The sequence below is a fragment of the Stenotrophomonas sp. GD03819 genome (assembly GCF_029841665.1).
Lineage (GTDB): Bacteria > Pseudomonadota > Gammaproteobacteria > Xanthomonadales > Xanthomonadaceae > Stenotrophomonas > Stenotrophomonas geniculata.
The window spans coordinates 54,275-68,047 of sequence record NZ_JAOCEW010000020.1 but is presented as its reverse complement, the minus strand read 5'-3'; the positions used below and the strand labels follow the sequence as shown (position 1 = coordinate 68,047).

Genomic DNA, 13,773 nt, shown 5'->3' with positions numbered 1-13,773 from the left:
GAAAGGGAATTCAATTAGATGGAAGGCTCTGAAATTCATCTGCTCGATGTGGGCAGGTCGCAGTATGGCGACTGCGTGCTGGCCAGAATCAAGGACACTTGGATTCTGTTCGACGGCGGCCATAAGAAAGACATTGATGGCTCAATTTCACACCATGCGATCCCAACGCAGCTACGTGCGATCATGGAACTGCCTGAAGATGATGTGATCGCAGTAGATCTACTGGTTGTATCTCATACGCATGCGGACCACATTGGCTGCCTGCCCGAGATGGTCGAGAGAGGAATGCTCCGGGCGACTTGCGCTCTGGTAACCGCACCTGACTTGGCTTGGCCCCCTTCGGCGACGACCGACTCACACGTCACGAAAGATGCCGGTCAGCTCTGTGCGTTGCTGCGAGAAGAGTATGTCGACTTCGTCGATCAGGATGCATTTGACATTGCCATCGCCGACGCGGCGTCTCTGCAACGTCGGTATCGCGCCATGATTGAAGGGCTCCTAGATCGCGGGACTCAGGTTTTCATGCACGGTGAAGATGACCTGAGCGAGTTGGAGAGCGAGTTCGTTGAAGTCGGCATGAAAGTTCTTGGCCCAACGAACCAATCAATGAAAGAGTGCGCCCGTCTTCTGGATGAAGTCGGCCGAGACTTCGTTGGCGACTTCCACGGAGTCCTGGCAGACGGTGGCATCGATAAGCTATCGCTCTACAAGAAGATCATGAAGGCTTGGCATGACAACCTACATGTCGATGGAGCATTCGGTCCCGTTGTGAACATGCAGAGCTCGATCATCGCCTTCGATGATGGGCAGCATAGATTCTTGTTTACCGGCGACTCTCAACTCGAGAAGCCAGAGGTCCCGAGCAAGCTAGTGAAGAACGAGGCACTGCGTATTCGATCGGAGATTTCTCGAATGAGCGCAGAGCAACCGTTCCTCTTCGTGAAGGTTGGCCATCACGGCAGTCATAACTCTGTTGGACCCAATGTGCTCAGGGATTTGGGCAGCGACACGCTCTACTTTGGCCTCTGCACAGGCTCGGAAAGTCGTCACCATCCAAGTAGTGCCTTCATAGAAGCATTGACCAAGCACTCCGACGAAGTCGTACTTGGACGCACAGACACCAATGGTCGAGTCTCCTTCTACTACAAGCAGGGGCAAGTTAGCATCGAGCAGGAGAGAGGTGACCTCAACGACGCTTCAGTCACCGAAGAGCCAGAAGACTCCATCTCACCGTCTTCAGCTGAAACCCCTCGCCAGCTCTCTTCGCCGCGCGAGCGGCCGACGGCCCCTAATGCAGTCTTCACTCCGATCCCAGGCAAAGAACCTGGCCCAATCGAGATCAAGATCCCATACAATCCGTCTACTGGATTGAATGTTTCGATTCAGATCAAGATTGATCCAACACCGATGCAGCATGCTAGAGCTGTACTTCCGTGTGGTTTCTCCTTGGCCGGAGGGCGCGCTCTTCCAAAGCTTTTGTTCGTCACGTGCTCTGAAGCCCTTAGCAGGAACATTGGCGAGAACGAGTCAAGTGAGATCTTGGCTGAAATTTCATCCAAGGGGCACACGGTGGTTGATCTTTCATCCGTAGAGGCCACGGACGCAGATCAGTCCATTCGACTTGTGCAGGAGGCTCTCAACGCATCCCCTGGAACCCAAGGGGTGGTTCTGGTTGGCGGCTATGACGTTGTCCCAGCATTGAAGATTGACGTCTTCCCCGATGGAGAGGACGAAGATGAGCGCTCGAGCGATGCTGATGAGTATGTTGTCTGGACCGATAACCTCTATGGCGACATAGATGACGATGGCATGCCGGAACTACCAGTCAGCCGGGTTCCGGACGGGCGCTCCAGCGCCCTTCTAAAGGCTGCGCTTTCCGCGCCACGGCCCCATGGCCGCTTTAGGCACGGTATTCACAATGTCGAGCGCCCATTCGCCACGGAGGTCTTCAAGCTGGTTCCCGGCGATGGAGACACACACGCCTCCACCCCCTATTCAGTTTCAGATGGCCGCCGATCCACAGGGGACTACCTCTACTTCATGCTGCATGGAAGGCATGAAGACGCCACCCGATTTTGGGGGGAGAACGAAGACGGAGAGACCATAGAGGCCCTTCATCTGAATGACCTTGAACTTAGCCCAGGCGCCGTCGTCTTCACGGGATGCTGCTGGGGAGCCCTGCCGGTAGTGGAAACCGCACTGGACCATGTAGAAGGTCCGCCAACCCCTCGGACAGCAGGTGACTCCATTGCGCTGGCCTGCCTGAACCAAGGGGCACTTGCGTACATTGGCTGTACGGGTGTTCACTATTCACCTAAGCACCCGCCTTACGATGTAGCCGGCGGGGGGATCCACAAGGTGTTTTGGCGCCAAGTGGCCAAGGATATCGCTCCGTCAGCCGCCTTACTCGCAGCCAAGAAGGCTATGGCTTCACAGATGGAGGAGCATAGTCGTCAAGGCCAAGCGCAGGCCATGAACTTGAAGCTGGTCCATCAATTCTGTTTACTCGGGCTGGGATGGTAGGAGCCGCCATGAAACGCATTGACCCAATTGTCGAAGGTGTCATCAAGGACAACATGCCTGATGCCGAGATCGTGTCTGAGAAAGGCCCGATCAAGAAGCTGGGCACGGGCGTTAGGAAGTCGGTCAACGCTGAGGCGATGATTGCGAAATGGAGCTCACCTGCATTCATGCGCTCTTTCGCCGAAGCCGACACTTCCGCCAGCCGTAGCAAGAGACATGACATTGATGTCGCTGTCGTTGATGTCCCTGTGAAGAAGGGCGCAAGCCGCAAACGCCGCCAGACTGTCGTCGTAGATAAAACGTCCAAGCAGATCATTGCCGTTTCCGGCTGAGGCGGCTGAAACAGAATGACGTTACGGGCCCTCAAATGGGCCCGTAATTTTTTTATGATCGTAAAGGTCCGTTGACTCAGTACGCCGCTATGTCAGCACTACTCGTCGCTGATGGCTGAAGGAAGTGCAGAGCCTACCGAGCACATAGATGACCAGCGAGCTGGCAGATACTTCGACGAAAGGTGTAAACGGAACTCCCCCACTTCGACGTTCCATCACTGCGCCAGGCCAGTGGACGCGACGATCAGTCTGGGCCCTGCGCAGGGTCTCTTGAGCAAAGAACACCGTATCGCCCTTCTTTGGGCAGGCCCGAGGTCAAGAGCCTGTGCATTGCTGTGGCAGCTCACTTGAATCAGCTGCGGCCCATCATCCATCAAGCTCGTTGATTCGATTGAGCAAGCGTCGAGCCGCGATCTCAAATCCGTCATCATCAGACAGGTAGGGAGATCCAAAGAGGGGTATCTCTATCCACAGGTGTTCTTGTCCCGGATGTACATAGGGAGCATAGTCATCCAGCAGCAAGACTTCCCCGAGCCGGGGCGAGACGTAGCGAAGATCCTTTGTCTTGCCCGACCAGTGAACGTAATGGAGCTGCGCGAACCAATCAGGAACGCTCCCTTCAACGACCAACAGCCTTGCAATGTCCTGCACGCGTGCCTCCGGCACGGTCGTGAAGATCACCAGTTGGTCAAATCGAGATCGCATCTCCATAAGGAAGTGATGTAGACCAGGCCTAGGGATCTGGCTGATGGCGTTGGAGAGCAGCGTACCCTCAAGATCCAAAGCCAGGATGGTCGGCTTCATGGTTCCTTCTCAACCTGTTTGCATGCGCGTACCTTGCGCCTTCGGCTGAGGACTGTCCATATCGTGAGCCTACTGGTACGAGTTCGCGGAATCTACGCCCGTTGAAAGCAGCGACCTGCTTGCTCGCTTGCCCGCATAGCTTATCGACGAGAATTTCAGTGGACGCCTCAAGGAGAAGGCTGAGTAGGGCAGAGAGAGCCATTGTTGGGCACCTGATTCCGGCACTATCCTTCCGAACAAGCCACACTCCGTGAGCGCCGACGTCAGGCTACGTCATTCTGTCACCACGCTTGGCTCAGGGCGCGATGGGTGAATCGGGAGTAGCATGGCTAATCTGCTCCATTAGGCCGGTGAGATGATTAAGCCAATTGCCAGTGGCGCTACCGACCTGGAAGGGCCGGCGCTGCGGGCATTCAGCCAGATAGCGGAGATCTGGAAACTGAGCGATCAGGAGCAGTCGGCGATTCTGGGTAGGCCCATCAACGCCCGTTGTGCAAAGCAAGAGACAGGAGCCGCCGATGGCCTTTGGCCAGAAGCACTCCACCGGATCAGCTATGTGCTCGGCGTCTACCAGGCACTGCACATCCTCCTCCCTGATCAGCAGCAAGCTGACCGCTGGATCCGATGTCCGAACAAGGCCAACCCATTCGATGGAGCTAGCGCTTTGGCCCTAATGTGCACGGGCCGACTAGCTGACTTGGCCACTGTTCGCGAGTATGTGGAGGCTCAGGGACTCGCCGCTCCCTAACAGTTCCGACGACGTCCAGCAGTCATTGACCAAGTACTGCTAGGAAGGCCGGCGCTGCAACCTCTGCCTCATTCCAGCTATTAAACGGCATACTTAACGCATGAAACGAGCCGAGCCGATGGATTCTTTTCATCCAAGAACCCTTGATGACGTAGCCTCTGAGCGAATCAGATCTGTCCAGAACACGTTCTTTCCAAACCTTAGGATTGATTGCAAGGATAGGCCATACCACGCTGGAACAATCACCGTGATGGATGTCCAAGGTGCTCGCCTTATGGTTACGGCGCGCCACGTCCTGGATCGAGATCAGGGCAATGAGTACGACATAGGGGAAAACCAGCTACGCGCTGCCGGCATAGACGGACCGGTTGAACTGCATCCATTCCAGCTGAGTATCTTGACGACGAGCGACGGCAAAACACTGGACTTAGCGATCCTAAAAGCCAATGCCTTAGATGTAACAGCTCTAGCCGTTGAGCCGATCTCAGTATCCTTGGTTCATCAGGGCGAGCTTCACGACCGGCTGTACCTGGCAGCGTGTGGATTCCCATCTTCAAAGAACAGCGAATGGAACTGGAAGGTTACGCGCAGGCCCTATAGCTATCACGGGCTCGTTGCGAGCGACTCCGCCGTCGAGAAAGCTGGATACGATCCGCGGTACTACTTCGCGATAGAGATCGACCTAAAGCGCGTCTATCGCGGTAAAGAGAAGATGGTTCGTGCACCCGATCCTAGCGGAATAAGTGGCGGGCCAGTCTTTGTTGTCCATGACTTCAAGGACCAAACGACGCATCTGCCTGCTTTCGCGGGGATCGTTGTCGCCCGGGACAGCGAGAAGAAGCACCTGATCTGCGTAAGAGCATCATTCGTCGACGTAGTGGCTAGGGCAAGGGCCCCTTAGACACATTGCGGCACCCATTCCCAGTGGACCTCGATCCGTGCCGTCATCCGTGGGGCGCTCTCCGAGTGGTATCACACCAGGCTGTAACGTTCGAGAGATCGGCACCTATCTCACGATGCTCCATTGCTTGTTGGGCGTGACGGCCACGCTTATGATCAGATCTATAAGATGGCGATCGAATCAATCTCTAAATATTTTCCAAACAGCCGGACAGTACGGTCCGGTCAAAACATAGAAGACAGGGAGAGCACTTTGAGCACAAACAAGGAACGCCGGCAACAGAAGCGCAAGAGCAAGAACAAGGCGGCCCGCGCTTACGCAGCGACACAACCCAAGCCTTTCTCTCGCGAGCAGATTCCCGTGGAGATCGATCGCCTCGTCGACCCTCGAAAGCTCACCACACCCTCCGAGATAACCGAGGATATCGTTAAGTTCTGCCAGACAATTAGTGAGTCAAATCCATTCTTCATCCAATGCACGCCAGAGCTGTGGTCTCGGCAGTCATGCTGCGAACAGAACGTGGAAGAGTACATTTCGTTGCATGGCGGAGAATCATTGTTCGGATACAAGATCTGGGCTCACCTCCCCCACTACATCGAGGCGGAGCGCCACGCTATTTGGAAGTCGGGTGATACGACCAAAGATGTCTCATTCAACGCCGATGGCGAAGAGTCCATCTTGTTCCTCCCAGATGCGCCCTCACGGCAAGGCTCTTTAGACGACAACAAGCCGCGCTACCGCTGGGGCAAGGATGCCAACACCAAGACCCTCATTGCCTATCTCGAGATGGGAGAGCAAGGCGTGCAGAAAATGACTAAGGAGAAGTCGTGGAACACCATGCTGACTTATGAGCAGTGGCTGTCGGGGCGCCGGATGTCAAACGTCTTGCGGACGCAGCGCATCTAGCAAATCTGGACTGGCTTCAGTGTAGCTCGTGTTCGGAATTTGCACCGGTGACATAGCATAGGAGGGGGAGTGGCACAGATCCGCAAGGTTGAGATCTACAACTTCAGGTCCATCCAGTCGTTAAGTTGGTACCCGGTATCAGGACTGAACTGCCTCATCGGGCCAGGTGATAGCGGAAAGAGCACCATCCTGGATGCCATCGATCTATGTCTTGGCGCCAGGAGAGCCTTGTCTTTCGCGGACACCGACTTCCACCGTCTGGATGTCGCTCAACCGATCGTGATCGTTCTCACGCTCGGTGGTTTACCCGACGCTTTGAAGGACCTTGATTCCTATGGGAACTACCTGCGCGGATACGATGCCGCCACGGGCAACGTGGAGGAGGAGCCGAGGCATGGCATCGAGACTGCCTTAGTGCTTCGCCTTACAGTGACGAGCGACCTCGAACCGACATGGACGCTGGTATCAGCTCGTGCGCAGGCGCTTGGACTTGAGCGTCACATTGCTTGGAAGGAACGACTTGTGCTCGCTCCTGCAAGGCTCGGCACCTACGCCAGCTCCAACCTCTCCTGGAGCCGGACTTCAGTTCTGAATCGGCTGTCCGAGGAGCGGCCTGAGTTGACTTCGGAGCTAGCGCGGGCCGCTCGCGAAGCACGACTGAACTTTGGTGATCAGGCCGGTGCCCAGTTGGGCAAGACCCTGCAAACGGTCGCCCAGACGGCAAACAACCTAGGAGTTCCCACTGGCGGCTCCGTACAGGCTCTGCTAGATGCTCAGTCGGTGTCTATTGGAGACGGAGCGATCTCTCTGCACGATGCGGCAGGCGTGCCGCTTCGTGCCCTAGGAACCGGCTCGTCACGCCTATTGGTGGCCGGACTGCAGCGCCAGGCAGCCCAGCGCGCTTCTATCGTTCTAGTCGATGAAGTGGAGTATGGGCTTGAGCCTCATCGGCTAACGCTACTGTTGAATTCCCTAGGAGCGAAAGAGAGGCCTGCGCCCCTGCAGGTATTCATGACCACGCATTCCCCGGTCGCAGTTCGTGAACTGTCCGGGGATCAAATTTTCGTTGTCAGGAAGTACAACGACGGAGTTACCTATGTTCAACTGGTTGGTAGCGCCGATGATGTGCAGAGCACAGTCCGCGCTGACCCTGAGGCGTTCCTGGCTCGTAAGGTGATCGTATGCGAAGGTGCGAGCGAGGTAGGGTTTGTACGCGGCCTGGACCACTACTGGACCGAGATCTACGGAAGTTCCATGCTTTCGGCAGGGACCGCCTACGTTAATGTGGGGGGTGGCGATCCCGACCGATGCTTCATTCGGGGTCAAGCGCTGTTGCGCCTTGGCTATAACGTCATGGTGTTGGTCGATGCCGACAAGCCACCTACCGAGGCGGTCACTCATGCTTTCACGCAGTGGGGTGGCCAAACCCTCACATGGCGTCCCGGCCGCGCTCTCGAGGATGAGCTCTTCCTCAGCTTGTCGGACGTTGCTGTTGACGGCCTGCTCAACAGAGCTATCTCACTGCTCGATGATGATCTTGTCGCATCTCACATCCAGACCCAATCAAATGGGACTATCACCTTGGACGGCATACGTACGATGCGTGCCTCCGGCGCGCCCTACACCCAAGAGGTTCGCCAGACGCTCGCAATGGCGTCTCGCCACCGGAAGAATGGTTGGTTTAAGTCATTAACAAAATTTGAAGATCTATCACGAGATATCGTGGCTCCAAATCTACAGAACGTGGAGGCTGGCTTCGCCGATCTCATAAACCGCCTGTATGGTTGGGCGCATGCACCAGCATGACTTGCTAGCGCACCGGCTGGGTGCCATCACGGCACCCGCAGGCTGTGGCAAAACTCAGCTCATCGCGGACACCCTGATCCGGCATGTGGAGTCGAAGCCGATCCTGGTGCTTACTCACACAAATGCAGGTGTAACCGCTCTTCGACTCCGCATGCGACGTGGCCTTGTCCCGTCTGCGAAGTATCGAATTGCCACACTCGACGGGTTTGCCATGCGCTTGGCAGGCCTCTTTCCTGCGCGGAGTGGCATATCGGCACAGACACTTGAGTTGAGAAACCCAGGCGGGGATTACCCAGCGATTCGCTTGGCCGCGTGGCGCCTTCTCCAGAGCGGCGACCTCAGCGACGCCCTCGCCTCAACCTATGCCCGTGTTGTCATTGATGAGTACCAGGATTGCAATGTTCTACAACATGAGCTGATCACGGCACTTGCCGTGGTGATACCGACATGTGTTCTTGGTGACCCAATGCAGGCAATCTTTGGGTTCGGCGGAAATCGGCTGGTGGACTGGAACAACCAGGTTCTGCGACAGTTTCCTTCGATCGGCGAGCTCAACGTTCCTTGGCGATGGATAAACGCAGGCACACCTCAGCTGGGCAGGTGGTTGCTCGACTGCCGGCACGCTCTTCAAACCGGCGGATCGATTGACCTGCGAACGGCGCCAACCGAGGTTAGCTGGGTTCAGTTGCAGCCGGGCACCGAAGAGCTCCAGCGACTAACCGCAGCGCTAACACGTCCCGTGACGCCTGACGGACAAGTTCTCGTCATTGGAGACAGCCGTAATCCCCGTGGTAGGCGCCAGATGGCAAGTCAGACTCCTGGCGCTACTGCGGTTGAGCCTGTGGATCTCGCCGATCTCACGGCTTTCGGACAGAGCTTCAACCCCGATGCGCCGGATGCTTTGGGAAGGCTCGTGAGCTTTGCCGCCGATACAATGACTCAAGTCGGTGCAGCAACACTACTCTCCAGATTGGATAGTCTGCGCAGGGGGACCGCGCTCAAACCGCCGACGCCCGCAGAGGCCGCGCTTGTCGATTTCGCTGCTACGCCAACGTATGCGTTGGCTGCGACTGCGCTTCGCGCCTTGACACAACAGGATAATGCCCGAGTTTTTCGTCCGGATGTTTTGTACGGGTGCTTGCGCGCTTTGCAGATTGCTGACGGTGGCAACAGTTCATTCGCCGCTGCGACCTTGCGCGAAAGAGAGCGAAATCGACATGAGAGCAGGCAGCTTGCTCGGCGCGCGATCGGAAGCACTTTGCTGCTCAAGGGGCTGGAAGCTGAAGTAGCAGTGATTTCCTCCCCAGAGAGTATGGATGCACGGCATCTCTACGTGGCGATGACGCGAGGCTCCAATCGCCTCGTCGTGTGCTCATCCACACCGATACTCACGCCCCAGCCCGGGTGATCCATCAGGCCTCTCGTTGGAACTCGACCTGTGCCAAAAACAGTACACGGGCCGGGTCCTCGACAAGCACTGCCGCCGGCGTAGCGCCGTTCAGCAAGGCATGCGGGGACAGGAATCATTCAACCTCGCCCCAGCCAGCGGTGCTGGCTTAGTCCATCTTTCTCTCGCTGGAACGGACCGGAATCACGTAACACTGCCAAGATCTCGGCCAAGATCTCGGTCAAGAGGGCTGCCGGCTGACTATCAGGATGGAACTGCCAGATGGGATAGCGATAGCTGGGTGTCGGATTTGCAACGATACCGCCAACAGAAGCCCTGAACGATGCATCGTGGTTGCACGGTCGTCTCCGCCGTGGGCTGGGGCCAATGCTTTGCTGAGGTGGGCCGCGCTGGGCCAGTGCGCAGCCAATGCCTCGCGCACGGCGCTGGGGTCACGAAGGATCTGTCGGGCGGGTGTGAGCACGTCTACCTCAGCAACCAGGTGCGGATCGTACCCCGTGCTCTCTACGAACGGTAATCCGCCTGGACAACTCAAGCGATAGTCAGATCCACTTTCATTGCCGTCCGAGCCGAACTAGCCGACGTACCTGCCGGCGCCTGACCTCATGATGGCTCTCTCAGATAGCCACCATCAACGAGGTACTCCCTAAGTGCAACGTTCCCTTTCAGGAAGCTGTCGGTAGAGGACAGCGATTCGCGTTCAAGCGTCGGCAGGGGATCCAACTTACCGTCAGGCCAATGGGCGAATCGATTCACTACCACAGCGGACATCGGCTCGATGGGCCCTCTTCCCTTGCCAGCTCGAGATACGCCCTTGTCACTGTAATAGCTGGGCGCGCGCATCGCTAGCGGAGCAAGTAGGACGTAGAAGCGATGCCGCCAATACTCTTCTTGCTCCACAAGCACCAACTTGTGCTCCTTAGCGATGACCAGCACCTTGATCATCTCGTACTGCTGAAGCAGACGGGCGGCCGTCAGCCACGCAAGACGGTCTGCAATCGGAGGCCCACTGTCCGCACCGGCCGAGAGAGCCTCATAGGCGCGCTCCAGGGACTGGATTGCCTGGTCAAGCATTCGCTGGCTACGCTGGACTCTCATCGGCAGAAGAACTGCAGCCATGGATACGAATGCCGACACCGCTGCCGCTGCTGCGGAAAGGCCCGCAAATACTACGGTCCAAAGACCAATCTGACTACTTAGATCCATTCAACCTTCTCACTGAAACATTGCAATCATCGCTCAGTAATCCCAAGGCGACTGCAGTTGGGTCATGATTCCCCGAGTCCCTCTAACCTCGCAGTTCGACACGTTTCCGACAACGCCGTTCTCGATCTCAACGAGGAAGCTGAATCTAATGTCATCAATGTCAACGTCCATCTCACCGTCGACGTTTCTATGCGGAATTGGCACCCTATCTTCACTATCCCAAGTTGCCGTATCCCAGTCAGGATGGGTGAAGCTGATGAATACCTCAACCGCGCAGTTCCCAAATCCGATGTACTTGTTGTCTTCCTCGCTAACCCTGTAGAGCCCGGTCAATTGAAGCTCTGAAACTCGTTGAACATAGTGCACATCGATCTCAGCGTCCTCGACATCCGTTGCTTCAACTCCATAGTCCTGAAGCATCTCGGTTAGGGCAGACTCGAACTGGCTGCGTGCGGCGATGACCAATGCAATAGTTTCAGCTCCCTCTGGTTCAATGGCGAGTGTCTTCAGCAGCGCAGCCATGGAAGTGACACGTTGAATGTGCGGCGTCTTCTCACAGGCGCTAGCGAAGTCACCATCGTGTGATAGGACAATCAGTGGATTGCGCTCACTCAGATCGCTAGTAATAGCGGAAAATATGAATGCATCAGGGAACTGATTCTTCTTGCCTGCCGGCCCAAACAGTCCCGTGCCGTCGGTGTAATGAGTTAAGACCTCACTTGGCTTGACGGCATCAATGCTGCGAACCTCAGCATTGAAGCGGTTGTGAAGTCGGCGCTTTACCGCATCCAGATGTCCGCCGAACAGCGAGCTGCGTAGTTGCTCACGATCAACCACTGGGATGGCAAGATCCATGTGCTGCTTGGCCAAACCACGTATGTCCGCCTTGGTCAGGGGCTCAAGCTTTTCGAAATCAATATCCCTGAATCGCTTGGCAACTTCGATCACGGTCAGATCCGTGACCACTACCCGTACAAGCTCATGCTCCACCAGGTCCGCAAGGGTGGAAGCCTCAGCTTTGCTGAGTTGATAGCCCCAGCTGATCCAGACGTTTGCATCTACAAAAACCCGTTGCGCTCGTTTCGCTGCCATCTCCTAGCCTTTCCGAACTCGCTGCTGCATTGGTTGTTCCTGGACTTTCCCTGGCGCCCAGTGGCGATTTGGCTCGCCACGCGTAAAGCCTAACGCAGCCCCCCATTTCTTAGCTACCAGAGTGAGGGCCAAGCCATCACTTCAAGATGCAATTCTTGCCGGTACAGGGTGCGCAGCATGATTTCGAACGAACTGACGACGCGCCCCAGAGTGTCTGACGCCGAACTGGATCCCTAGGGAACTTGCCCTGCGCCTGAAAGGGTTGCGCTGGGTGAGCACAACAGCAAGGCTCGTCAGCTGATGACGGGCCATGAACGTGCCCAGCTCGCCAAGCGGTCGCGAAGATCAGCCAGGATCGACTGTTCGCGATTCATATCTCACAGACATTACTGATATCCAACTAGCGACCTGCTTCTATTAGTCGCTCCGGGGGTAGCTTTGCTGCTGAATCCAACTGCCCCACGATCTGTCACAGGGTACGGGAACTACTCTGGACCAAGGAGCGACCCGAATGAAGTCCGCCTTACAGGCCATTGTTCTGGCAATGAAGTTCGGCGTTGTCGCTGGCAATGCATCCGCTGCAGACCACAAGCTCAACCCCTTCAAATTGGCCTACGATGGTGGAGTGCGGTCACTCTATCTGCCCATCCCCTTACGAAGTTCTCCTGCTCTTCCGTTTCAATGGCTCCGGGACGGGCTGCTCGCACCTGGGAAATGGCATCGCTACCGTCAACGGCACCTCCTGCCTGAAGAAGCAACATCGACGCTACGGTTCCTGCACGTCCAAGCCCTCCCTTGCAATGAACAATTACCTTCTCGCCCGCCAGCAGGGAGCCCGTGAGCTTAGGCCCCAAGGACTGCCACGGCTCCAGCAAGCGTGTATCCGGGGCCGCCCCATCGGTGATGGGAAGTCCATACCATAGAAGCCCGTGCGCCGCTGCACGTTCTGGAAGTCCCAGGATTCGGAGCTCTTCGAACTCCCATTCCTCGATCAGCGAAATCAGATGTCGTGCCCCCCAGGCGACAATTGAGTCTAGATCGAGATCCAGATCCCTGGCCCAGGCCCCGGTCATGGCGGCTTCCTGGTACTTCCCGGGTGCGAAGGTGATGCCAATTGCACCGCCATTCGCTCCCACCGGCAGTGTTCCAATAACCAATGCATGTGTGTGGCTTGTTCTGATCATCTCGGCCCTCCACGGGGAGCCACAGTGTTGCTTGTGAATGTTCACCGGCGCGATCGATCCTGGGCCGCGTCCAAGCTGGGGGGCCTTTGCGGGACAATGGCAAGCTTCCTTTGCAGGTTGAACGCCTGACTGGAGGTCCACAGGTACGCTTGGCCGCGCTGCCCCTATCAGACTTACCCAGTCGCGCCGTCGTACCGCTGCATCTGGCTCATCTGACCAACTTGAGCTGGTGCCGACCTAGATCACATCCGTTCCATCAGCTGCCCCCATCTGTGTCGCCGATGCGCCTCTGGATGCAATGAACAGGTGCATTGCCTGACGCGACTCCATGGCGTGGGGAGGCAGCTCGATCCCCAGGCGATAGCAGATTGATCGCGCATAGGCGATCTGCGACTTCGTCGGTCGCTTAATGTCCCAATCAAGCAGCTCTGGTATCAGGCGAGAAAGCTCGTCAGCCAAGCGTCGCGAGATCGCCCGTGAGTCGGCGCCTTGTTGGAGCTTCTCAATCTGGCGGCGAAGATCCAGCTCTGACTCCTTGGTCAGCAATAGCTCCAAGGTGAACTCTGAGTCAGCATCCACTAAGAAGAAGCTCATGTCGCCACTCTGTCAAAGTACGGGCCAGCCACTCGCATCAAGGCCCTATGCCACCCGCGCCCATGATGCTACCGTAAGTACTGTAGACCAAAAGTACTGCACGGCGAAAGCTGGCGGGTGTGAATGCTCCTCCGCACCAGCTAGCCCTAGGCGCCGCCATCAAGGACGGCAGACTGGCGCTGGGCGTATCTCAGGAGGAGTTCGCGGCTCAACTGGGAATGCACAGGACCCAGCTAGGACATATCGAACAAGGCAAGAAGGACTGCAGG

At 56.7% G+C, this 13,773-nt stretch carries 12 protein-coding genes; 7 read left to right on the top strand and 5 right to left on the bottom strand.

Annotation, left to right across the window (positions count from 1 at the left end; all coding sequences use genetic code 11):
* The first annotated feature begins 18 nt into the window (after positions 1-18).
* Together N5D45_RS13445 and N5D45_RS13440 are read left to right on the top strand one after the other, a co-directional pair.
* Positions 19-2,523 (top strand): MBL fold metallo-hydrolase, encoded by a 2,505-nt coding sequence (locus tag N5D45_RS13445; RefSeq protein WP_279939093.1) that lies wholly within the window; start codon positions 19-21, stop codon positions 2,521-2,523.
* Positions 2,524-2,531: 8 nt separating this feature from the next.
* Positions 2,532-2,855: a hypothetical protein gene (locus N5D45_RS13440; RefSeq protein WP_279939092.1), complete on the top strand. Its 324-nt coding sequence runs from the start codon at positions 2,532-2,534 to the stop codon at positions 2,853-2,855.
* 366 nt (positions 2,856-3,221) lie between these two features.
* Here N5D45_RS13440 and N5D45_RS13435 read toward each other — a convergent pair whose 3' ends face one another.
* On the bottom strand, positions 3,222-3,659 hold the full coding sequence (locus N5D45_RS13435; protein WP_279939091.1) for an NIF family HAD-type phosphatase: 438 nt from the start codon (positions 3,657-3,659) through the stop codon (positions 3,222-3,224).
* Between the two features lie 355 nt (positions 3,660-4,014).
* On the opposite strand from N5D45_RS13435, the gene N5D45_RS13430 reads away from it, so the two are divergent.
* From N5D45_RS13430 to N5D45_RS13410, 5 genes are all read left to right on the top strand, one after another.
* Positions 4,015-4,407, top strand: coding sequence for an antitoxin Xre/MbcA/ParS toxin-binding domain-containing protein (locus tag N5D45_RS13430; protein ID WP_279939090.1), 393 nt, complete (start codon positions 4,015-4,017; stop codon positions 4,405-4,407).
* 100 nt (positions 4,408-4,507) lie between these two features.
* Positions 4,508-5,308: a hypothetical protein gene (locus tag N5D45_RS13425; RefSeq protein ID WP_279939089.1), complete on the top strand. Its 801-nt coding sequence runs from the start codon at positions 4,508-4,510 to the stop codon at positions 5,306-5,308.
* A gap of 168 nt (positions 5,309-5,476) precedes the next feature.
* Complete coding sequence (locus N5D45_RS13420; protein WP_279939088.1) at positions 5,477-6,214, top strand: hypothetical protein; 738 nt, start codon at positions 5,477-5,479, stop codon at positions 6,212-6,214.
* Between the two features lie 69 nt (positions 6,215-6,283).
* Positions 6,284-8,020: an ATP-binding protein gene (locus tag N5D45_RS13415; protein ID WP_279939087.1), complete on the top strand. Its 1,737-nt coding sequence runs from the start codon at positions 6,284-6,286 to the stop codon at positions 8,018-8,020.
* A complete protein-coding gene (locus tag N5D45_RS13410; protein WP_279939085.1) occupies positions 8,007-9,428 on the top strand; it encodes a UvrD-helicase domain-containing protein in 1,422 nt (473 codons plus the stop codon). Before N5D45_RS13415 ends, N5D45_RS13410 begins: the two co-directional genes overlap by 14 nt.
* 603 nt (positions 9,429-10,031) lie before the next feature.
* Here N5D45_RS13410 and N5D45_RS13405 read toward each other — a convergent pair.
* From N5D45_RS13405 to N5D45_RS13390, 4 genes are all read right to left on the bottom strand, one after another.
* Positions 10,032-10,547: a hypothetical protein gene (locus N5D45_RS13405; protein WP_279939084.1), complete on the bottom strand. Its 516-nt coding sequence runs from the start codon at positions 10,545-10,547 to the stop codon at positions 10,032-10,034.
* A 120-nt stretch (positions 10,548-10,667) separates the two neighbouring features.
* Complete coding sequence (locus tag N5D45_RS13400) at positions 10,668-11,726, bottom strand: PIN domain-containing protein (protein ID WP_279939083.1); 1,059 nt, start codon at positions 11,724-11,726, stop codon at positions 10,668-10,670.
* Between the two features lie 602 nt (positions 11,727-12,328).
* Positions 12,329-12,910 (bottom strand): cyclin-dependent kinase inhibitor 3 family protein, encoded by a 582-nt coding sequence (locus N5D45_RS13395; RefSeq protein ID WP_279939082.1) that lies wholly within the window; start codon positions 12,908-12,910, stop codon positions 12,329-12,331.
* A 237-nt stretch (positions 12,911-13,147) separates the two neighbouring features.
* Positions 13,148-13,504, bottom strand: a complete 357-nt coding sequence (locus tag N5D45_RS13390; protein ID WP_279939081.1) for a hypothetical protein — start codon at positions 13,502-13,504, stop codon at positions 13,148-13,150.
* Positions 13,505-13,773 lie beyond the last annotated feature (269 nt).

Coding starts and splice junctions, on each gene's coding strand:
- N5D45_RS13400 (WP_279939083.1), bottom strand. CDS start 11,726: ATGGCAGCGAAACGAGCGCAACGGGTTTTTGTAGATGCAAACGTCTGG.
- N5D45_RS13430 (WP_279939090.1), top strand. CDS start 4,015: ATGATTAAGCCAATTGCCAGTGGCGCTACCGACCTGGAAGGGCCGGCG.
- N5D45_RS13410 (WP_279939085.1), top strand. CDS start 8,007: ATGCACCAGCATGACTTGCTAGCGCACCGGCTGGGTGCCATCACGGCA.
- N5D45_RS13395 (WP_279939082.1), bottom strand. CDS start 12,910: ATGATCAGAACAAGCCACACACATGCATTGGTTATTGGAACACTGCCG.
- N5D45_RS13445 (WP_279939093.1), top strand. CDS start 19: ATGGAAGGCTCTGAAATTCATCTGCTCGATGTGGGCAGGTCGCAGTAT.
- N5D45_RS13440 (WP_279939092.1), top strand. CDS start 2,532: ATGAAACGCATTGACCCAATTGTCGAAGGTGTCATCAAGGACAACATG.
- N5D45_RS13425 (WP_279939089.1), top strand. CDS start 4,508: ATGAAACGAGCCGAGCCGATGGATTCTTTTCATCCAAGAACCCTTGAT.
- N5D45_RS13435 (WP_279939091.1), bottom strand. CDS start 3,659: ATGAAGCCGACCATCCTGGCTTTGGATCTTGAGGGTACGCTGCTCTCC.
- N5D45_RS13405 (WP_279939084.1), bottom strand. CDS start 10,547: ATGGCTGCAGTTCTTCTGCCGATGAGAGTCCAGCGTAGCCAGCGAATG.
- N5D45_RS13390 (WP_279939081.1), bottom strand. CDS start 13,504: ATGAGCTTCTTCTTAGTGGATGCTGACTCAGAGTTCACCTTGGAGCTA.
- N5D45_RS13420 (WP_279939088.1), top strand. CDS start 5,477: ATGGCGATCGAATCAATCTCTAAATATTTTCCAAACAGCCGGACAGTA.